A 21,575-nucleotide genomic window follows, 5' to 3' on the forward strand; every position below is an offset into this window, starting at 1 on the left:
TCTGCGACTCATTGGCCTGCGGTTGTCGACGCCGCGGCCGCGTCGCCTATATTCCGTGGCGGCGGATCGCAGCGCAAGATTTCGGGGTGGCATGGAGACTATCGAGACAGCGGGCCTCTCCGAGTCACAGGCGCAATTCGCCATTCCGGCCGTCCGCGAGCGTCGCACGCGGACCCTGAAGCATGGCGACACTTTCGCCATGTTCGACAACAATGGCGATGTCCTCTCCGCGCCGGGTAACCCGGAGGGAATTTTTCACCGCGATACGCGCCATCTTTCGCATCTGACGCTGTCGATCTGCGGGCAGCGGCCGATTCTCCTGAGTTCAACATTGCGTGACGACAACGGCGCGTTGATCTGCGATCTGACCAATCCCGATCTGCACGAGGCCAATCATCTTGCGCTCGAACACGATCTCATTCACCTGCGGCGGTTGAAATTCCTCTGGAAAAGCGCGAGCTTCGAGCGGCTTGCCGTGCGCAATTTTTCCGAACGGCGCGAGCGGGTCAAAATCCGCATCGATTTCGCCGCCGATTTCGCCGATCTCTTCGAGGTGCGCGGCAGTCGGCGCGCGCGGCGCGGCACGTATCATCCGACGCAGGTCAATACCGATTGCGTGGTGCTCGCCTATACCGGCCTCGATGCGCGCCGCCGCGAGACCCAATTGCGCTTTGCGCCGCAGCCGACGCGGCTCGAGCCGCATTGCGCGATCTTCGAGATCGATCTCGAGCCGCATGAACGCGCCTCAATTTTCATCGAGATTCGTTGTGAGCCGACCACGGTCAATGCGCCGCCGTGGAAGCTGTTTTTCTCGTCCTTGCGCGATGCCCGCCGCGATCTGCGCATCTCGACCGAACGCGCCGCGGCCGTTGAAACGTCGAACGATATTTTCAATGAGGTGATGCATCGGTCGATCGCCGATCTCTACATGCTGACCACGAATCTGCCGGAGGGGCCTTATCCTTATGCCGGCATCCCCTGGTTCAGTACCGTCTTCGGCCGGGACGCGCTCATCACCGCGCTGCAGACCCTCTGGTTCGATGCGGCGATCGCGCGCGGCGTCCTTTTCTATCTTGCCGCCAATCAGGCGACGGCGATCGATGCCGCGGCGGATGCCGAGCCGGGCAAGATTCTGCATGAGGCACGGCGCGGCGAGATGGCGGAGCTCGGCGAGGTGCCGTTCCGGCGTTATTACGGCAGCGTCGATTCGACACCGCTGTTTGTCATGCTTGCCGGCGCCTATCTGGAGCGCACCGGCGACATCGCAGCCCTTCGCGCGCTCTGGCCGCATGTCGAAGCGGCCTTGAATTGGATCGACGTCTATGGCGATCGCGATGGCGACGGCTTTGTCGAATATGGCCGCAAGACGGAAGATGGGCTCATCAATCAAGGCTGGAAGGACAGCCACGATTCCGTCTTTCATGCGGACGGCACGCTGGCGCAGGGGCCGATCGCGCTTGTCGAAGTGCAAGGCTACGTCTATGCCGCCAAGCGGGCGGCTGCGATGGTCGCGCGGCGTCTGGGTTTGGAGGATCGCGCCGTAAAACTCACCCACGACGCCGAAAAGCTGCAGACGCGGTTCGAAGCGAGTTTCTGGGACGAGGAGCTTGGCATTTACGTCCTCGCGCTCGATGGCGAAAAGCGGCCCTGCCGGGTCCGCACGTCGAACATGGGCCATGCGCTCTTCACGGGGATCGCGGCGCCGGCGCGTGCGGCGCGGATCGTGCGGGCATTGACCGGCAGCGCGGCTTTCTCGGGCTGGGGGATCAGAACCATCGCAGCCGGCGAAGCGCGCTACAATCCCATGAGCTATCACAACGGTTCGGTCTGGCCGCATGACAACGCGCTCGTCGCGCTGGGCTTCGCCCGCTATGGCTTCGGCGCAGAAGTGACCAAGATCCTGAAGGGTCTGTTCGAGGCCTCGATCTATATTGATCTGCGCCGACTGCCGGAATTGTTCTGCGGTTTTGCCCGCGTGCGCCGGCAGGGGCCGACCTTCTATCCCGTCGCCTGTTCGCCACAAGCCTGGGCGGCGACGGCGCCGCTGGCCCTGCTTGCGGCTTGTCTCGGCTTGAGTTTCGATCCGCGGAACCGCACCGTCATTTTCAACCGGCCGCATCTGCCGGAATTTCTCGAAGAGGTGACACTGTCCGGCCTGTCGCTCGGCGATGCGCGCATGGATATTCAATTGCGCCGCACGGGCACCGATGTCGCCGTCAACGTCCTTTCACGCAGCGGCGAAATCTGGGCGACGACGATCAGCTGAGCAACCGGGCCAAAACCCCTAAGCCGCTTTCATCAAGCATCGATGGCGAAGGTGCGGATCGGCGCGTCTTCGTGTCGGCGCCGGTCGCTCACCTTCTGGCGGATGGAATCCGTGTAGCGGCCGTTGGCGTCGATGAGTTCGCTGGGCGGCCCGTCATGGACGACCTCGCCATCGCGCAGAATAATGATGCGGTCGAAATTGCGCAGGGTCGTCAGGCGATGCGCGATCGCGATCACGGTGCGGCCGCGCATCAGCCGGGCGGAGGCTTCGCGGATGGCGTCTTCCGATTCATGATCGAGTGCCGAGGTTGCCTCGTCGAGCAACAGGATCGGAGAATCCTTCAGGAAGGCGCGCGCAAGCGCGATGCGTTGACGCTGACCGCCGGAGAGCTTGAGGCCGCGGTCGCCGACGATCGTGTCGAATCCCTCCGGCAAAGTCTTGATGAAATCGCAGTGCGCCGCTGCGGCGGCCTTGCGGACATCCTCGTCGGAGGCGTCCGGACGGCTATAGCGGATATTTTCGATCAGCGAGCGATGGAACAGGCTGATATCCTGCGGCACGACGGCAATGGCGGCGCGCAGGCTCTCCTGTGTGATCATCGCAATATCCTGACCGTCGATCAGAATGTGCCCGTTTTTGACGTCGTGCATCCGTTGCAGCAGCGCCAGTAAGGTGGATTTGCCGCCGCCGGAAGGGCCGATGAGGCCCAGGCGCTCGCCCGGCCGGATGCGAAGGTTCAAATTCTTGATGACGCGAGGGCCGCCCGGATAATGAAACGAAACGTCCTCGAAGCTGATGCCCGCGCCAGCACGGGCGAGCGGCACGGCGGCCGGATGATCGCCGAGCTCGTGTGGAACGAGCAAGGTGCGCAAAGCCTCGGCCAGCCGGGCCATGTGCTGCGTGACATCGACAAGCGCGACGGCGAGATCGCGCGTCGCGGCGAGGATTGAAACGCCGAGCGTGCAGACAAGAACGACCGTGCCCGTCGTCGCCGCATTGTGCTCCCAAAGCAGGATCGCCCAGGTCAGAAGGCCGGTGACCAGGAGCGCCGTGGTCACGGCGTGAAACAAGCGCAGTTTTTCGAGATAGAGCAGGCTGCGCCGCCGCGCCCCCATTTCCTGGCCGATCTTGTCCCTAAAGCGGCGGCGTTCATGCGCCAGGCCGCCAAAGGCTTTGACGAGCATGACGTTGCCGACGACATCGGTGATCTCGCCATCGACCGCCGCGGCCTTGTCAGCAAAATCGTGATGGATCGATTTGCCCTTCGCCGCTATCCGGAAGATCGCCACGACGACGATCGCCGCAATCAGGGCAAGGCAGGCCGCCATTTTGAGGCTCACGGTCGCAATGAAAGCGATCGCCGCCACGGTCGCGACGCAAGGAGGCAGCACGTTCCAGATGAACATGTTCTCGATCGTGAACGCGGCATTCGACGTGGCGGTGACCCGGCTCGTCAGCACACCGGGCAGGCGGTTCGAGAAATAGCTCGGCAAATGGCCCATCAAATGTTCGAAGAGCGCGCGCCGCAGATCGCCGGTGACGCGGACGAAGGCGCTCGCGGCGATCCAGCCTGCGACGCGCCAAAGCAGATTATCCGCGGCGATAAAGCCGGCGAGGAGGGCGAGCGCGGTCCAGGGACTTGTCTGTCCGGGCGTTCCCTTGGCGAGACAATCGACCAGAAATTTGATCGCATATTGGGTGCTGACGGAGAAGCCGACCGCAGCGAGCACGCAGATCAGGATGATGAGGTGCGAAACCGGCTGAAGCTTGACGTAACGGAGAAGAAAAGCGACGGGGCGGCGCGCATATCGACAAAGATCATCCATGCGGACTATTCCCCCCGCTTAAGTTGTGCATCGATTGGAATACTGGCCAGCGGTCGGACAGGGCGCGCTCCAAAACTCGGTCAGCAAACGCCAACGATAAACGCGGCAATAAGTTCCTGCCTCGGCTCGCGCAGCCTGATCACAATTGCTGCACTACGACTGCTTTGCATTGAACGATTTAACGCGTCCGGGCGTTGCCTTTGGCTTTTGCCGCGACACGAGTTTGCGGCCAACGATCGCGCCCTCGAAAGACAAGGACGTTGTTCATGCGTATCGCCCAGATAGCGCCTTTATACGAAGCGGTTCCGCCGCGCCTTTACGGCGGCACGGAGCGTGTGGTTTCCTGGCTCACGGAGGAATTGGTGGCGCAAGGCCACGATGTCACCTTATTCGCGAGCGGCGATTCACGCACTTCGGCAAAGCTTGAGCCGATGTGGCCCTGCGCCTTGCGGCTCGATGGCTCGGTGCGCGAACCCACCGCGCTTCACGTGGCGATGCTCGAACACATTTACCGGCGTTCAAACGAATTTGATCTGTTGCATTTTCATCTCGATTATTTTCCGTTCTCATTGTTTCTGCGCCAAACGACGCCCTTCGTGACCACCTTCCACGGCCGGCTCGACCTGCCGGAGTTGCAGCCGGTCTTCAGAACGTTCTCGTCGCTGCCGCTCGTCTCCATTTCGAATTCCCAGCGCCGCCCCGTGCCCTATGCTCGGTGGGTGCGCACCATTCATCACGGGATGCCGGAAACTTTGCTGGCGCCGGTGCCCGCCGAGCAGAATTATCTCGCCTTCCTTGGCCGCATATCGCCCGAAAAGCGCGTCGATCGCGCCATCGAGATCGCCGCGCGTTGCGGCATCAAGCTGAAGATCGCCGCCAAGATCGATCCCGCCGATCGCGATTATTTTGAAGAAAAAATCCGGCCGTTGATCGAGGCTAACGGCAATGTCGAATTCATCGGCGAGATCGGCGACGCCGAGAAGCCGGCCTTTCTCAGCGGCGCGCTGGCGCTGATCGTACCGATCGATTGGCCGGAGCCTTTCGGTATCGTGATGATTGAAGCCATGGCCTGCGGCACGCCGGTCATTGCGTTCAATCGCGGCTCGGTGCCGGAAGTGATCGAGGACGGTGTCACCGGCTTCATCGTCGAGGACGAAACCAGCGCCGTCGGCGCCGTGCGCCGCTTGCCGCAATTATCGCGGCCTTTGATCCGCAAGCGCTTCGAGGAGCGATTCACGTCGCGCCGCATGGCGCGCGACTACCTCGAGGTCTATGGCGAGCTGATGAAGACGGCGACGCCGCGGCCGCGTCTCGTCGCGCCGTGATCATCGACGCACCGATGCTTTAGCGCGGCCGCGTTTCCGGCATCGCGACGAGCACGAAGAGAAAGCCGAAGGTTGCTACGGCGGCGAGATCGAGAAAAGCGGTCTGGCTGCCGTAATGATCGCTGACGTAGCCGGCAAAAGTCGTGCTGACGGAAGCGCCGACGCCGACCGCGGTGCCGACGGCGCCTTGCGCCAGATTGAATCGTCCCGTGTCGCGGGCAATATCGGCGATGACGAGTGGGACGAGAACGCCGAGCACCGCCGCAGAGATGCCGTCCAATATCTGCTCGAAGACGACAAGGATCGGATCCGACACATAAGCGAAGAGCAGACAGCGCACCGGCAGCGCCGCAAAGCCGAGCAAAAGGAGCGGGCGCCGTCCCCATCGATCCGCCTGCCGCCCGATCCAGGGCGAAAGTGCGGCGACGACCAATTGCGGCACGATGATACAGGCGGCAATGAGCACCGTCGCCCAATTGGCCGAACGCATGGTCATGATGCTGCCCATCAGCGGTAACATGGCAGCATTGGCGAGCTGAAAGAGCGCATTGCAGGCCGCAAAAGCGAGCAGGGGCAGGCTCAGGGCCAGGCGCAAGAGGCCCACATCCGGACGGTCAACCGGTGTGACGCCGCTATGGGCGCGTACGGGATCGACTTCCCCGGCACGGATCTGCGACAGCGCGATCAGCGTCGGGACGAGCAGGAGGGCCGTGACGACGAAGACGGAGCGGCTCGAAAAGAAATAGCCGCAGGCGCCCATGCCTGCCGCAGCAAAGCCGGTGCCGAGCGATGCGAAGCGCGCATTGCGGCCGAGCCGCGGACCAATCATGGCGTGGCCGACGAGGCCAAGGCTGATGGCGCCGATCGCTGGCGCCAGCACGCAATTGGCGCTTGAACTCAGAATGGTGGCGATGAGGACCGGCGCGAAGGCCGGCCACGCCGCAAGGATCAAGGCACTCAGAGCGATGCCGACGACCGCAATGGCGGCGGCGTTGCGCTCCGAGCGGGCGGCATCGACGATGGCGCCGCCGGGCATGCGGCCGATGAGGCTGATGAAGCCGGTCACCGACAGGACGAAGCCGATGTCCTGCTGCGTCCATTGCGCCGCCGTCAGATAAACGGAGACGAACGGACCGAAGCCCGTCTGCACGTCGGCCAGGAAGAAAATAAACCAGTCGAGACCGGCAAGACTTCGGCGCGACGGCCGCGGCGCGTTCGTTTTCGTCTCCATGAATGGCATCACGGGTCCACATGCCCGCCACGCAGCGAAAGTCCGCGGAACGCAAGGGCCGCGATCCACATGCGCCGATAATGATTATTTCGACGGTGCGGTTGCCGCGGGCTTGGCATTCTGTTGCGCGTGCGGCGGCTTCGCTGCAGCCGGCGATGCCGGGCCGAGAACGACGATGGGCTCGCCATCCTTATATTCCGGCGCGACGCGGACTTGGTCGCGGGTCAAGGATAGGATGGCCCGATCTGGGCTGAATTGAATGGCGCGCCAATCGACCGCGATCTTGCGGGTACCGACGCCGAGAAAGCCGCCGAAATCAATGATCGCGGCGCGCGCATCGCCTTTGTGGTCGACGAGGACATCGACAATGCGGCCCATATCTTCGCCGGCGATGCTATAGATCTCGCGGCCGAGCACGGTTTCGACGTCCTTGTCGTCAAGGACTTCGGCCGGCGTCGCATCCTTGGGCGGAGCCGCCGGCGGGGCGGCGGCCGGCTTGGCTGGCTGCGTCGGTGCCGGCTGCGTGGGCGCCTGCTTGGGCATTTGTTGCGCAGCGGTCTGCGCGCGCGTGGAAGGGACCGCTGCGACAGCGATGGCGAGGCCGAGAATGCAGACGGCAGCGAATGTCTTGGCGGACGAACGGATGATGTGCTCTCCCGAGCCGGCGACGTGAAACATGCGATCTCCCCCGATCTCGCTCGGCCGCCTGCTGGAAGGATTGGCAAGTGCATCGAAGCTCAACCGGCGCAGCACATCCGCCCCGGCCGCACGCGGCCGATATGATTTAACTTAAAGCCGCGGATAAGGTTCCTTGCGCCCTTTGCCGCATGCGCGCGTCCCCTTAGACTGTGCGGTGCATGAAGGCCCGCCCGAAGTTCCGCGAGATCGTCACCGATCCAATTCTTGCGCTGATGCTGGCGCTCGGCTTTTCGTCCGGCCTTCCATTTCTGCTTGTCCTCGGCACGCAGGCGGCTCGGCTGGCGGAAGCCAAGGTTCCGATCGAGTCGATTGGCCTCGTGAGTTGGGTCGGGCTTTGCTATTCGCTGAAATTCCTCTGGGCGCCGGTCATCGACGAAGTCGATCTGCCTTATCTTGCAAAGCGCCTCGGCCGCCGCCGGGCTTGGCTGCTTGTGGCGCAGATTGGTGTTGCCGTCGGCCTCATCGCGCTTGCCTTTGCCGACCCCGAGCGCGCCTTCCTCGGGCTCATCCTTCGTGCGGCCTTCACGGCTTTTGCCGCAGCGACGCAGGATATTGTCATCGACGGCTGGCGTATCGATTCTGCGCCGCCCGAACGCCAGGGCGTGATGGCCGCGACCTATAATTTCGGCTATCGCCTCGGCCTTCTCGCGGCCGGGGCGGGGGCGCTCTATATCGCCGATTACGCCAATTGGCGCGCCGCTTATCTCGTCATGGCGTCGTTGATGCTCGTCGGCGTGACCGCCGGCCTGCTGTCGCCGCGGCTGCCGGACCGCACGCGCGAGAAGGGCGGCGCGTTCGCACTGAATTTCATTGAGCCGGTCGTCGATCTCGGACGGCGCTACGGTCCGCTGCTCGCCGCGATCCTGCTGCTGGTCGCGCTGTACCGGCTGCCGGATTTTTTGAGCGGCGTGATGGCCAATCCGCTCTATATCGGCCTCGGCTTTTCGAAGAGCCAGATCGCCACGATGTCGAAAATTTATGGCGTGTGGATTGGCATTGTCGGCGCGTTCGCCGGCGGTTTCGCCATCACCCGCATCGGCCTGATGCCGGCGCTGCTGATCGGCGGCATGGCCGCGGCGGCCTCGCATCTCTGCCTGGCGCTGCTCGCGGCGACAGGCAAGAGTCTGCCACTGCTCGCGTTGTCCGTCAGCGTCGAGAATTTCGCCGGTAATTTCGCTGGCGCCGCGCTCATCGCCTATATGTCGTCGCTCACATCGCCCGCCTATGCCGCGAGCCAATACGCGCTCTTAAGCTCGCTCTATGCACTGCTCGGCAAATTTTTCGGCGGGCTGTCGGGCTTTGCGGTGAAGCAGGTCGGCTTCGCCAAATTCTTCGCCTGCACATCGCTCATCGGCCTGCCGGTTGCGGTGCTGTGTGTTTTTTTGTGGGCGCGGCAAGGGCAGGCGAGGCGGCGCACTCCGCAAGCCGAGGAACCGGCCGCCTAGAGCGGGATACGAAAAAGTGTCAGCGGTTTTTCGCAAAAATCCCGCTCTAAACTCTGGGGATCGATCACGTTTATGATTTCGGGTCGATTCGATCCGAAATCATCGTGATCTAGCCCCGTCCTGGCCCAGCATGAATAACAAGACTGGACGTTTATGCGGGCCCAGTCCTGTTCCTAAAAATACCAATGATCAACGACCGCTCCGCCTGCTCATCGGGTGATCCGCCTGCGATGCTCGAGTTTTTCCTGAATGGGGCGGCGGTCGAAAGCATGCCGGGCGAAAGCGTTCTCGCCGCCTGCCAGCGGGCAGGGGTGGCGCTCGCCACCGTTTGCAAGGGCCGCGGCATTTGCGGTGCCTGCCGGGTGAGGGTGGAAGCGGGGCTCGATGCCTTGCCGCCGCCCTCGCTCAACGAGGCCCGGTTGCTGCACTATCTCGCTCGGGGAGAGGATGCGCTGACGCATCGGCTTGCCTGCCAGATCGCCATGGCGGAGGCCCTCACGGGACTGCGCCTTCAGGCCCATCCCATCGTTCCGAAATCGTGAAGCAGGAGATGTCAGCATGACCGAAGTCCTCGAAAAGCAGAGCCAGTTGGAAGCTGTCGGGCCGGCCTTCCTCAAAGACAAGATGCTTGAGATGCGGGCAAAGACCCGCGCCACGATCCATGCGATCGCGGCCGCCTGCAAACCAGGCATGGTCGAAGAAGATGCCGTCGCCATGGCCAAGGATCTCCTCGCCGTCGGCGATATGGTGCGCGGCTGGCACGATGTTTATGTCCGCTTCGGCAGCAATACGCTGAAGACGTTCGGCGCCGAGTCCGATCCCGGCATCGTGCTGAAAGAGAACGATATCTTCTTCATCGATATCGGCCCTGTCTGGGGTGAGTTCGAGGGCGACGGCGGCGATACGTTCACGGTTGGAAGCGCATCGGAGATGGCGCGATGCGCCACGGATGCCAAGAAACTCTTCCACATCGTCCGCAAGAAATGGGAAACGACGGGCATGAGCGGCCGCGAACTCTATGAATTCGCGACTGAGGAAGCCGAGGCGATGGGATGGGAGCTGAATTTGGATCTGTCCGGCCACCGGCTCTCGGATTTTCCGCATGCCGCGATTTATGACGGCCCGATGGCGGACGTCGATTTCAAACCCTCGCCGCTGTTGTGGGTTCTGGAAATTCACATCCGCCATCCGACGGACGGCTATGGCGCCTTCTTCGAGGACATGCTGCTCGACGACAGCTATTTCGCTTGATCGGGTTTATGAAAAGAGGCGCGCAGACGGGCTATTCCGCCTGCGAGGCCTTAGCGTCTGGCGAGACTCAAAAGCAGCAGCACGGCCAAAAGCGCGCAGAGCAATTGCCAGAAGAGCAAAGGGTTTCGTTCGATCAGCGGCGCGCGATGGCGCGGTGCGGTTTGAAGGTTTCCGTGCTCAAGCACGTAGATAAGCTCGTCGAGATCGGCGAAACGGTCGTCGCGATAGAGGGAAAGGGTCCGCATAACGGCATCGTTGAGCCAGTCGGGAACGTCGTTACGATAGGCCGACAGGGGCGGGATGGGGCCGAAATGCGGACGCTCCCCGGGCGGTGTTTCGCCGAGCGGATAGACGCCCGCAAGCATGCGGTAAATCGTGAGCCCCAACGCATATTGGTCCGATAGGGCATCGCCCCGGTTTTCGCGAAACAGCTCCGGCGCCATATAGTCGAGCGTGCCGGGCGTTGCGACTTCATCGGCATCGTCGATCCGCGGCAAGCGGGCGATGCCGAAGTCGATCAGCTTCACCTCGCCGTCGTCGAGCAACATGATATTCTGCGGTTTGATGTCGCGATGCGTCACGCCGGCGCGGTGAAGCGCGGAAAGGCCGCGGGCGGCTTTGATCGCGACGGCTGTCGCTTCCTTGACCTTCATCGGGCCACGCCGCAGCCGGTCTTCCAATGTCTCGCCCTTGTAATAGGGCATAGCGACATAAAGCCGGCTCTGACGCCCTTCGGCGAGGAACAGCGAAGCGCCGACATTGGGTTGTGTGATATGTTCTCCGATGAAAACTTCGCGCATGAAACGCGTGCGCTCGATGTCGCTGACCGTTGCCGGATTCGGGAATTTTAAAACCACCCATTCGCCGTCGTCTGTCGCCAGAAAGAGGCGCGCAAGTTTGCTCTCTGCGAGGACACGGACGAGGTTAAAGCCGTCCACCGTGTCGCCGACATTGGGCATCGGTCCGATCGGCATGGCTTCCAAGGCCGTGACGATCACATTGTAATCCGGCGCGGGCACGGAAAGGACGTCGATCACCAGCGCCGTCGCATCATCGTCTCCGCCGGCCTCAATCGCGGCGTTGACGATGGCCTCGGCGATGGCTTGCGGAGCGTCGCGCCGAGCAAGCCATCGCGCCAGCGCATCGGCCGAAAGAGAAGCGTGAACGCCCCTCGTCGTCAGAAGAAAACGATCTTGTTTCTCAAGCCGTTGTGTCTTGATGTCGAGGCGCAATGCCAGTTCGAGGCCGATGGCATGAAGGAGTGTCGGCCCGGCCTGTGCTTGCACACCGGTATGATCATCCGTCAACAGCGTCAAATTGCCGGCGCGCCAACGCCACGCCCGGCTGTCGCCGACGTGAAGGATCGTCACCATGCGGCCGAGGAGCACCGCTGCGGTGAAGGTCGTCGCGGCGCCGTGCAGCGCGGGGTCGGCGTGCGACTGGCCATTGAGCCAGAGATTGTAGGCGTCGAGGCATTTTATCGCGGCGGCGCCGACGCCATTGAGTTCCCGCAGCGAGCGATAGTCGTCGATAAAGGTCCGCACCGCGAGTTCGGAGGCGATGCGGCCGCCTTGCGGAGTTCCGCTGCCGTCTGCGATGGCGGCAATGCTTCCCTGCACGGCCTTTTGGGACGGCGTGCCGAGATCGATCGCGCAAAAATCCTGATCGTTTGAACGCTGGCCGGCGCGGGTGGCAAATCCCGCCGCGATCTCAAGCTGGGCTCGCGCGCTCACAATCACCACTCAAGCATATTGCGGAATCGTCAGCAAGACGATGGGCGCGCCGCGATCTCAGAGCAAGGTCATCTGTCCGTCGGTTTCGTCGGCTTCGTCCGAGAGCAAATTCGACAACGAGATGCCGAGAAGCCGGATGCCCTTCGGCGGCGGCAGCAAGGGCCGCAGCAAATCCAGGCTGATCGTCTCAAGATCGCTGCGGCCGCCGATGGCGTCCGGATTCGAGCGGCTGCGGGTGATGATCTGGAAGTCGGCGAATTTCACCTTCAAGGTCACGGTGCGGCCACGGATGCCCGCGCCTTCGCAATGCCGCCAAAGCTTGTCGAGAATCGGCTGAAGCGCCGCCTGCATGGCCTTGAAGTCGGTGAGGTCGTCGAAGAAAGTATTTTCCGCGCCGATCGATTTCCGGATGCGATCGGCGCGCACCGGGCGGTCGTCGACGCCGCGCGCAATCCCATAATAATAGGCGCCGGCCTTGCCGAAATGCCGCTGCAGGAACGCCAGCGGCTTCGCCTTTAAATCGGCGCCTGTCTCGATACCGAGGCTGTTCATCTTCGCATTGGTTGCCGGACCGACGCCGTGAAATTTGCCGACGGGCAAGGTCTCGACAAAGGCTGGCCCCATCTTGGGCGTGATGACGAAGAGTCCATCCGGCTTGCGATAGTCGGACGCGAGCTTAGCTAAAAACTTATTGTAGGATACGCCGGCCGAAGCCGTCAGCCCCGTCTCGGCTCTTATTTTGGCGCGGATGGCTTCGGCGATCCGCGTCGCCAGCGGGAGCCCCATCTTATTTTCGGTGACATCGAGATAGGCCTCGTCGAGCGAAAGCGGCTCGATCAGGTCGGTATAGTGCGCGAAGATGGAGCGGATTTGCAGCGAGACGGCGCGATAGGTGTCGAAGCGCGGCTTGACGAAGACGAGGTCCGGGCATTTGCGCAGGGCGGTGACGGAGGGCATGGCCGAGCGCACGCCATAGCGGCGCGCCTCGTAGCTTGCCGCGGCGACCACGCCACGCCGGCTGGCGCCGCCCACGGCGACGGGCTTGCCGCGCAAATCGGGATTGTCGCGCTGCTCGACCGACGCATAGAACGCGTCCATGTCGATATGAATGATCTTGCGCGGCGTCGCCGTGCGTTCGCCGCCCGCGTCGCGTTCAAAGGCAGAAGGGGCCGTCCTCGAATCGCCGACGTCCATGGCGCCGTCTGTCCCGGATCAATGCATCGGCTCGATCATAGCGATTTCTGCGGGAAGACGCCAATTAGGCCTCGCGCGGATAGACCGCAATCGAAAGATAGCTGGCGGGCGCTTTGCTCAGCTTTTCCGGGCCGTGGGGCGAAATCGCATCGAACAGCAAAGTGTCTCCCGCTTCCAGCGAATAGGTTTGATTGGCCCGCCGATAAACGAGCTTTCCGCCCAGCATGTGAATGAACGTCGATGCGATCCTCGGTGCGGAAAGCGGAAGGTTGGCGGATTCGAGCAGGGTCACGATGGAGACATCCACCGCATATTCGTCGATGATGGACGATCCAAGCTGGCAGGTCTGGTAACCTGCCTCCACGCCTTTACGCTCGATCAGTAAGCCGCCCCCGGATTTGACATAGGAACAATCGTATTTGGTTTGGGAGGCCGGGATGAACTCGGCGAGCGGCTGATTTAAGGCTCTCGCAATGCGTCGCAGGAGCGGCAGGGACGGAAAACTGTCGCCGCGTTCAATCTTCGAGAGCCGCGAAAAAGAGATCTGCGCGGCCTCAGCCAGCGCCGACAGGGTGAGCGCTATGCGTTTACGATGGGTGCCGATCCTCCCGCCAATGTATCTCCGCAACGACAATTCATCGCGTCTCGACTTACTTCCACCGTCCTCGAGATTTTCCTTTCGACTTGAATCGCGGCGCGGATTGCCGGCGTCCCGGAACGCCTTCGCTTGCCTCGTTTGTATTCCAAGCCGATGCATCTGCGGCCCTCTCGTCAAACCACCGTCATGATCACGCCATCGCGGCGTAAGTGGCATCGGGTCAGCCGGCCAGAATGCTTGGGTAACCGTCGGCCAAAGGCCCAAGCGAATTCCATTTTTGCGCGGTCGATCCGGAAAAGATCCTGCTCCGCCGAAAAGACACCGGAGGGGAACGACGATTTGGAGGAGACTTGGTCGGACACCCTCCGGTGTGAGTGGCGGGGAAGCGCCAGGGAGGTGGCACGAAAGCCAGGCTGTACCATCTCCCATGCGTTGTCTTAGTTGATCTCAAATCGAACGGACAATAGTGCCTGTTGGCATCAATATGTCCGAGACTGTACGCGCTATGCTTGGCTCGCCACAGGCACAATAAGAGGAAACGCTATGCGCAAGTTGTTATATGGTCTCGGCGCTCTGGCCTTGCTCTCGGCGCCCGCAATGGCGGCAGAGCTTGGCTCGAACGTCCATCCGCTGTCGTTCGGAAAAGACCAAACGATCATCGATGTATCAAAAGTGGTATGGGCGCCGCTCAACGTGGAAGGCCTGAAGAAAGGCGCAGACGTGGCGGTTCTGCGTGGCGACCTCAGCAAAGGGGATGCGGAGATTTTGCTCCGACTGCCACCGGGCTATATCGTTCCCAATCACAGCCATACCTCAGACGAGGTCTACGTATGGCTCAGCGGAGCGTTTACGCTGATCGCACATGACGGCACCCGCACGGAGTTCGCCGGTCCCGCCTATATTAGCTTCCCCGGAAGCGCACCGCCGCATGGGCTTGAATGCGGCAAGTCGGCGCCGTGCATTCTCTATCTCAGATATTCGCGTCCATTCGACATCAAATATTTTCCGGAGCCTCCGCCGAAGCGATAGCGGGATCGCTTTTCGGTTCTGAGGGTGCTGGAATGCAAGGTGAATCGTTTCGTCGGGGACCATTGTCGTGCTTCCGAGCTTCGCGAGACATGCCGCAATAGCCTGTCCGTTGATCTTTTGCGGTGCGGCCAGCGCAGCGGACGTGGTGCATGCGTTGGCCCCCGGACTCTATAAGATCGACGTATTTCGCGGCGATGCGGAAGGCAAAGCCCTTAGAACGGTAAAGCAAGTCGAAAGCTGCATCTCCGCCGCAATGATTGCTCACCATACGGTCTTCAAAATGCTGAGCGATCACCCGGTTTCGCAATGCCCCGAATACAACGTGTGTGGCGGAGAGTTTCGAACCGGCTTTGTCGCGCAGTGTATCGGAACCGACAGCCGCTCGGCGCTCGGAATGTTCGCGCTGGGCCCATCGGATTTTCGCGGCAGAATCGACATTAGAAATGGCGAAAGCAAAATCGTAGGGACGGAAATTCAATACGGCGAACGTGTAGGACGTTGCCCGGGGGACGGGCATTAATTTGGGCGAAGCCGTCGACTCCCTGTTGTCACAGATTCAGCGGCGATGGCTGTGCCCCGAAACAGTTCACGCGAGAAGAGTCCGGAGAGCAAGCGAGCGTGCATGCCGCAGCCGCCCTCCGGAGGTGGGCGCCAGGGACGACGAAGCGCCAGAGCCGCTTAAGTTGGCTCTTGCGCCGTAGATCATTTTGCCGCGCCACACAACTGTGACCACTGGCACCATACTGGCGATCGCGACGGCTTGGGTCGATTGCATTGGCGAAAGATCGGCCGCCATTTGCGATGAAGAACGTCGCCGCGGTTTTTGTCGGACCAAGCTGCTCACGGACAGCGAGCCGCGCGAAATGCCATCGTATGAGTTGCGTTAGTGCCATTGGTCACCATTGCCCCGCACTTTTGAAATCGTCTAACCGTCGTCGATAAGTCCACTGCATTCCGCAACCTCCCGAGCGCGCCAGCGCCGAGAATTGTTCGGACGCAGAACTTGTACGCACGGAAGCCGGCAGGCGGCTCTGCCTATGCCGGAAGCAGGAGGGAAGCGCGATGGCGGTCGATAACGGGCCTAAAGGCAAATTTGATATTTTGTTTGAGCCGATAACGATTGGCCCGAAGGTTCTGAAGAACCGCTTTTATCAGGTTCCCCATTGCATCGGTGCCGGGTCCGACCGGCCAGGCTTTCAGGCGGCGCACCGCTCGCTCAAGGCCGAGGGCGGATGGGCTGCAATGAATACGGAATATTGCTCCATTCATCCGGAATCCGATGACGTGCATCGTGTCTCGGCGCGGCTTTGGGACGAGGGTGATGTCCGCAATCTCTCGGCGATGACGCAAGAAATCCACAAATGGGGCGCGCTCGCCGGTGTCGAGCTTTGGTACGGCGGCGCTCATGCGCCGTGCATGGAAACACGCGCGACGGCGCGCGGCCCAAGCCAATATGCGAGCGAGTTCGAAACGCTGACATATTGTCACGAGATGGATCAGGCCGATATCAATCGTGTCCAGGAATTCTATGTCGAGGCGGCGCGGCGGGCGCGCGATGCGGGCTTCGATATCGTCTATTGCTACGGGGCGCATTCCTACCTGCCGCTGCAATTCCTGTCGCGCTATTATAACAAGCGGACCGACAAATACGGCGGCAGCTTCGAAAATCGCGCGCGCTTCTGGATCGAGACTCTGGAAAAGATGCGCAAAGCCGTCGGTAGCGATTGCGCGATTGCGACGCGTTTCGCCGTCGATACGCTGATCGGTGAGGACGGCGTCGAGATCGAACGTGACGGCGTGAAGTTCGTTCAGCTTGCCGATGATCTTGTCGATCTCTGGGACGTCAATGTCGGCGACATCGCCGAATGGGGCGAAGATGCGGGCCCGTCGCGATTCTACCGGCAAGGGCACCAGCTCACCTGGCAGAAATTCGTCAAGCAGATTTCCAAGAAATGCGTGCTGGGCGTCGGCCGCTTTACCGACCCGGAAAAGATGGTCGAGGTCATTCGCAACGGCGAGCTCGATGTCATCGGCGCGGCGCGCCCCTCGATTTCCGATCCGTTCCTGCCGCAGAAGATCCAAGAGGGGCGCCTCGACGATATCCGCACCTGCATCGGCTGCAATGTCTGCATTTCCCGTTGGGAGATCGGCGGCCCGCCGATGATCTGCACGCAAAATGCCACCGCGGGCGAAGAATTCCGCCGCGGCTGGCATCCGGAGAAATTTCCCAAGCGTGGGTCGGACGACAGCATATTGGTCGTCGGTGCGGGGCCGTCAGGTTCGGAATGCGCACGCGTTCTGATGGAGCGCGGCTATGTCGTGCATCTTGTCGATAGCGCGGAGAAGATCGGCGGCTATGTGAACGACGTTGCGACGCTGCCGGGCCTTGGCGAATGGAGCTACCATCGCGACTATCGCGAAGTTCAGCTCGCCAAGCTCATCAAAAAGAATCGCGACAGCCAGATCGCTCTCGGCGGCAAGCGCCTGAGCGCCGATGACATCCTCAAATACGGCGCCGACAAAGTCGTCATCGCCACAGGCGCGCATTGGAGCGCCGACGGGACGAACGCGCTGACGCATGCCGCTGTGCCTGGCCTTGAAGGCGCATCGCGCGCCAATGTCTTAACGCCGGAGGATATCTTCCGCGGCACCAAGAGCATTGGCAAGAAAGTCATGATCCTCAACGCCGACGCTTATTTTATGGCGCCAAGCCTGGCGCAGAAGCTTGCCCAGGACGGGCATGACGTGACGATCGCGTCAGGCGTCGAACTCGGACGCTATATGCACTTCACGCTCGAGTTCCCGAATATGCATCGCATGCTGCATGCCATGCACATCAACGTCATTCCGGATGTTTGGGCGAGCCGGGTCGAAGAGGGCCGCATCGAACTCTACAGCATCTGGGGCGACGGCTATCAGCGCCAATATCTTGGCCCCGGCAGAATGCCGCGCAAGGCTAACATGTCTCACGCGTGGCACGATTTCGATACGCTGGTGGTTGTCAGCGGCAGAGCCTCGGACGATGGGCTCTATCGTACCCTCAAGAACCGGCAGAACGAGTGGGCCACGCACGGAATCAAGGGCGTTTATGTCATTGGCGACGCCTGGGCGCCGAAGCTCATTGCCGACGCGACATTCGATGGTCACCGCCTTGCGCGCGAAATCGAGGAAAAAAATCCGCAAGAGGCGAAACCCTATCGGCGCGAAGCTGCGGTCTATGGAAGCCCCTATCAGCCGGGCGGATCGTATGAGATCCAATATTCGGTCTAATTCGCGGCTTCACCGTCGCCGCGACTGAACGGCGGCGCCTTGCGTCAGGCAAAACAGGGACGCAAGGCGCCTGCACCGATCTGCGCAGGGATTGCCGCGGCTACCGGCCGGGCTTGTGGACGCTGGTATGATTCCCATTGGCATCGAACAACACGCGGTCACCCGGATTCTGTTCCAGGATTTTGCTCCTTGGATGGTGATCGCTTTCTACGCTTACGCTTGCGCGGCTGTGGGCGTATTTGCGTGGGGCGTTTATGTCCAGCTGCGCAAATATCTAGCCGGGCGCCATGCGGGGCGCATCGATTGGGCGAAGATCGGCGGCAGGATCGCCGACACGCTGCGCATGGTCTTGTCGCAGCGCACTGTGAGACGCAGAGATGCCGCGGCCGGATGGCTTCATACCGGCATTTTTTACGGATTTGTGCTTCTCTTTATCGGCACGTCCACCATAACTTTGCAGGAAGATATTTTAGCTCCGCTATTCAATATTCATTTCTGGTACGGCGACTTTTATCTTCTCTTCAAACTGGTCTTGAACGTCGCCGGCTTCGCGCTTCTGGCCGGCGTCATTTACATGATGTATCGGCGCGGCTGGCTGCGGCCGCCGAAGCTGGATTATACGCGGCCCGATCGGCAGAAGACGGATAGCGACTGGAGCCGGGAGCGTTATCGGATCGAAGACTGGGCCTTCCTCTGGACGCTCAATCTCATCGGTCTCACCGGCTTTTTGCTGTCGGCGACGCGCATGGTGTGGCTCGAGCAAGACCCGGCGGTGTGGGATACGCGCTGGTGGGCGCCTGTCGCGGCGGCGATCGCTACACTTCTCAAGGCGGCGGGTCTTGATCCCGCCGGCGCGGCTGATTTGCGCATGCTGCTCTGGTGGGGCCACGGCATTCTGGCGCTGACATTCATCGCCCTCATTCCCTATACGAAGGCGAAGCATATCGTCACCGCCGTCGTTTCCTGGCTCATACGCGACCGCGCGCCGGTAGCACGTCTCCCGCTTGGCGATCTGGAAGGTCAAAGGATCGGCTTCAAAGAGGTCAAGGATGTCGACAGCCGTTATCTGCTGCAGGCCGACGCTTGTACGAAATGCGGACGCTGCCACGAGGCCTGTCCGGCGCGTGCCGCCGGATATCCGCTTTCGCCGCGCGATCTCGTCCTGACGCTTCGCGAGCACGCCAATCAGCAGCTCGGCGAAATAATCCCGCTCTCGACGAGCGCCGGCCCCATTTCGCTGATCGGCGATGGTGAAGCACAAATCCGGGCGGAGACCCTCTGGGCGTGCCGTCAATGCGGCGCCTGTACCGAGATATGCCCGGTTGCCGTCGAGCACGTGCCATTAATCAACATGCTGCGCCGGACGCTCGTGGACGAAGGGGAACTGGACCCCGCCTTGCAGAAAACGCTCGGCGCAGTCGCAAAGAGCGGCAATTCCTTCAATGAGAGCCGGCGCAAACGCGCCCGTTGGACCAAAGAGCTTCCCTTCGAGATCAAGGATGCGCGCAAAGAGCCGGTTGATATCTTGTGGTTCGTCGGCGATTACGCGAGCTTCGATCCACGCAGCCAAAAGGTCAGCCGCGCCTTCGCCAAGATCCTGCATGAGGCCGGCGTCGATTTCGGCATCCTTTACGATGACGAAACGACAGCCGGAAATGATATCCGGCGCGTCGGCGAAGAGGGGCTGTTCCAGCAGCTCGCTAACGGTGTCATTGAGACCTTGGGGCAATGCAAATTCGATCGCATCGTCACGACCGATCCGCATACGTTCAATACCTTGAAGAACGAATATCCGCAGCTAGGCGGGGTGTATAAGGTCGACCATGCGAGCGCTTACCTGCGCGAGCTCCTCGCCACCGGCAAGATCAAGCTTGCACGCAAACTTGATTATAGAGCGGCCTATCACGATCCGTGCCATTTGGGGCGGCTCAACAAGGAATACGAGGCGCCGCGGTCGGTCCTCGCCGAAACCGGCGCCACGCTGATCGAGCTTCGCCGAAACAAGGACAATTCGTTTTGCTGCGGCGGCGGCGGCGGCCGCGTTTGGGTCCCCGACCCGCCGGGCGTCTCGAAGGTGAGCGAGATTCGTGCCCGCGAGGTTGCGGAAATCGAGGGGCTCGATGCGCTGATCGTCAATTGTCCGAAATGCATGACCATGCTCGAAGATGCCGTGAAGACGACGGGCAATGAGGGCCGATTCCGCGTCCTCGAACTGACCGAGCTGCTGGCCGAGGCGATGGAGTTCACGCCGCGATCGGACACGCCAAATGTCGTCGAGGCGGTCTGACCGTGACGGCGCCGGGCAATGTCGAGGCGTTTCTGAGGGAATGCGTGAAACGCAACGATCCTTATCTGGCGCTTCCTGCTTATGATCTCGCCCAGGGTCACGCGCTGCAAGGCAAGGTCGAGGCCGTACTCCTGAAGTCATCGCGCCTGCGCATTGTATTCGGCAATTTGCCGTTCGCGCCGTCAAGTTTTCTCGCGCGGCTCGTCTTGGAGGCAAACGATGCGATTGATCTTCGCGTCGCGCGCAATCAAAACACCGACAGCGCAACGCTCGATCGTATAGACGCCAGAGCCGTGCGCGTCGACATCCGTCGTGCGCTCGCGAGCCACCCGCACGCCGGCGCGCGCCTTCTCGCCAAGCTCGAGGCCGCCGGCGATGATGCCATCCGCGCGCTCGTCGCGTCCAATGCGAACGCGTCCGCTGCGACGCTGAATGCGATCTTCGCGCGTGGGTCAAGGCGGGGATGGGGCATGATCGCGCGCCATCCGAACGCCGACCCAGAGCTTCTCAGAGCGATCTATGAGCAAGGGGATTTGCCGGCGCGAGCGGAAGCCGCCGGCAACGCCAACTGTCCAGCCGATTTGCTTGCGGACAATTGCGCAAGTCCATCTCCGTCCATACGGCGCAAATGCGCAGCGAACCCGGCTTTGCCGACGGGACTGCGATTGCAGTTGCTCGATGATCCCGATCCCGGAGTCAGGGCCGAAGCGCTTCGCGCGATGCCGGGGCCGCTGTCTCGCGAGCTTTGCGCCCGCGACGAGGACTCTTGCCAGGTGCGCCGCCGGCAGGCGCGCCGGACGGATATACATGTGACGCTGATCGAGCGCTTGGCGGCGGATGCCGATCCGTGGGTGCGCCGCTGGCTCGCACGCAATCCCTCGACGCCGCCGCTTATCCTCGATCGGCTGTCGCGCGATGACGATGCGGGGGTGCGCCGCTCGGTCGGCCGCAACGCGGCGTCGCCGGCGCCGTTGCTCGCAAGGCTCGCCGGGGACTGCGAGGCATGGGTGAGGGCGGGCGTCGCCGATCGCCCCGACCTTCCGGCCAAGGCGCGGCGGCTTCTGGAAGAGGATTCCTCAATTGACGTGCTGGCGGGCGTTGCGCGCAATCCTAAAGCACCGCGCAATGCTTTATCGCGGCTCGCATCGCATACGGATGCGAGTGTGCGCCGGGCCGTCATTTTCAACCCGTGGGCGCCTGCACCCGTCATACGCCGTCTTCTGAGCGACGATTACCCGTTAAACCGGGCGCTTGCCGTCGGTCATCATAAGCTTGCGGTCGACGTGTCCTGGAAATGTGCGGCCGATCCGGAGCCGCAAGTCCGCTTTGCTGCAAGCAAGCGCGTTGCCGCATCTCTATCGCCGCGTATCCCTGTTCATCGAAGCTACGAATCGTGAGGTGTGTCATATGAAAATTCTGGT

General features: G+C 61.8%; 16 protein-coding genes. 10 read left to right on the top strand and 6 right to left on the bottom strand.

The window, feature by feature from the left end:
* Positions 1–91 precede the first annotated feature (91 nt).
* Positions 92–2,266, top strand: a complete 2,175-nt coding sequence (locus tag Q0025_RS01630; RefSeq protein ID WP_297295330.1) for an amylo-alpha-1,6-glucosidase — start codon at positions 92–94, stop codon at positions 2,264–2,266.
* Between the two features lie 32 nt (positions 2,267–2,298).
* Here the strand turns inward: Q0025_RS01630 and Q0025_RS01635 are convergent, their stop codons facing one another.
* Positions 2,299–4,092 carry an ABC transporter ATP-binding protein gene (locus tag Q0025_RS01635; protein ID WP_297295332.1) on the bottom strand — a complete coding sequence of 598 codons (1,794 nt, stop codon included), beginning with the start codon at positions 4,090–4,092 and terminating at the stop codon, positions 2,299–2,301.
* A gap of 266 nt (positions 4,093–4,358) precedes the next feature.
* Here Q0025_RS01635 and Q0025_RS01640 point away from each other — a divergent pair, with 266 nt between their 5' ends.
* On the top strand, positions 4,359–5,417 hold the full coding sequence (locus tag Q0025_RS01640; RefSeq protein WP_297295334.1) for a glycosyltransferase family 4 protein: 1,059 nt from the start codon (positions 4,359–4,361) through the stop codon (positions 5,415–5,417).
* A 19-nt stretch (positions 5,418–5,436) separates the two neighbouring features.
* Here the strand turns inward: Q0025_RS01640 and Q0025_RS01645 are convergent, their stop codons facing one another.
* Together Q0025_RS01645 and Q0025_RS01650 are read right to left on the bottom strand one after the other, a co-directional pair.
* Complete coding sequence (locus Q0025_RS01645) at positions 5,437–6,648, bottom strand: MFS transporter (RefSeq protein ID WP_297295336.1); 1,212 nt, start codon at positions 6,646–6,648, stop codon at positions 5,437–5,439.
* Positions 6,649–6,732: 84 nt separating this feature from the next.
* Positions 6,733–7,326, bottom strand: a complete 594-nt coding sequence (locus tag Q0025_RS01650) for a PRC-barrel domain-containing protein (RefSeq protein WP_297295338.1) — start codon at positions 7,324–7,326, stop codon at positions 6,733–6,735.
* A gap of 179 nt (positions 7,327–7,505) precedes the next feature.
* Here Q0025_RS01650 and Q0025_RS01655 point away from each other — a divergent pair, with 179 nt between their 5' ends.
* The 3 genes from Q0025_RS01655 (at position 7,506) to Q0025_RS01665 (ending at position 10,043) form a co-directional block, all read left to right on the top strand.
* A complete protein-coding gene (locus Q0025_RS01655; protein WP_297295340.1) occupies positions 7,506–8,792 on the top strand; it encodes an MFS transporter in 1,287 nt (428 codons plus the stop codon).
* 185 nt (positions 8,793–8,977) lie between these two features.
* Positions 8,978–9,334 (top strand): 2Fe-2S iron-sulfur cluster-binding protein, encoded by a 357-nt coding sequence (locus Q0025_RS01660; protein WP_297295342.1) that lies wholly within the window; start codon positions 8,978–8,980, stop codon positions 9,332–9,334.
* A gap of 16 nt (positions 9,335–9,350) precedes the next feature.
* On the top strand, positions 9,351–10,043 hold the full coding sequence (locus Q0025_RS01665; RefSeq protein ID WP_297295344.1) for a M24 family metallopeptidase: 693 nt from the start codon (positions 9,351–9,353) through the stop codon (positions 10,041–10,043).
* Between the two features lie 50 nt (positions 10,044–10,093).
* Here the strand turns inward: Q0025_RS01665 and Q0025_RS01670 are convergent, their stop codons facing one another.
* From Q0025_RS01670 to Q0025_RS01680, 3 genes are all read right to left on the bottom strand, one after another.
* A complete protein-coding gene (locus Q0025_RS01670; protein ID WP_297295346.1) occupies positions 10,094–11,776 on the bottom strand; it encodes a bifunctional protein-serine/threonine kinase/phosphatase in 1,683 nt (560 codons plus the stop codon).
* A 57-nt stretch (positions 11,777–11,833) separates the two neighbouring features.
* A complete protein-coding gene (dinB, locus tag Q0025_RS01675; protein WP_297295395.1) occupies positions 11,834–12,874 on the bottom strand; it encodes a DNA polymerase IV in 1,041 nt (346 codons plus the stop codon).
* Between the two features lie 160 nt (positions 12,875–13,034).
* On the bottom strand, positions 13,035–13,598 hold the full coding sequence (locus Q0025_RS01680) for an XRE family transcriptional regulator (RefSeq protein ID WP_297295348.1): 564 nt from the start codon (positions 13,596–13,598) through the stop codon (positions 13,035–13,037).
* Between the two features lie 567 nt (positions 13,599–14,165).
* Here Q0025_RS01680 and Q0025_RS01685 point away from each other — a divergent pair.
* The 5 genes from Q0025_RS01685 (at position 14,166) to Q0025_RS01705 (ending at position 21,551) form a co-directional block, all read left to right on the top strand.
* Positions 14,166–14,597: a hypothetical protein gene (locus Q0025_RS01685; RefSeq protein WP_297295350.1), complete on the top strand. Its 432-nt coding sequence runs from the start codon at positions 14,166–14,168 to the stop codon at positions 14,595–14,597.
* A 142-nt stretch (positions 14,598–14,739) separates the two neighbouring features.
* A complete protein-coding gene (locus Q0025_RS01690; protein WP_297295352.1) occupies positions 14,740–15,117 on the top strand; it encodes a hypothetical protein in 378 nt (125 codons plus the stop codon).
* A 542-nt stretch (positions 15,118–15,659) separates the two neighbouring features.
* The gene (locus tag Q0025_RS01695; RefSeq protein WP_297295354.1) at positions 15,660–17,867 is read left to right on the top strand and encodes an NAD(P)-binding protein; all 2,208 of its coding nucleotides are present in this window, start codon (positions 15,660–15,662) and stop codon (positions 17,865–17,867) included.
* 127 nt (positions 17,868–17,994) lie between these two features.
* Positions 17,995–20,154 (top strand): heterodisulfide reductase-related iron-sulfur binding cluster, encoded by a 2,160-nt coding sequence (locus Q0025_RS01700; RefSeq protein ID WP_297295356.1) that lies wholly within the window; start codon positions 17,995–17,997, stop codon positions 20,152–20,154.
* 2 nt (positions 20,155–20,156) lie between these two features.
* Positions 20,157–21,551: a hypothetical protein gene (locus Q0025_RS01705; protein ID WP_297295357.1), complete on the top strand. Its 1,395-nt coding sequence runs from the start codon at positions 20,157–20,159 to the stop codon at positions 21,549–21,551.
* The last annotated feature ends 24 nt before the right edge of the window (positions 21,552–21,575 follow it).

It is taken from the genome of uncultured Methylovirgula sp. (assembly GCF_947646745.1).
Classification (GTDB): Bacteria; Pseudomonadota; Alphaproteobacteria; order Rhizobiales; family Beijerinckiaceae; genus Methylovirgula.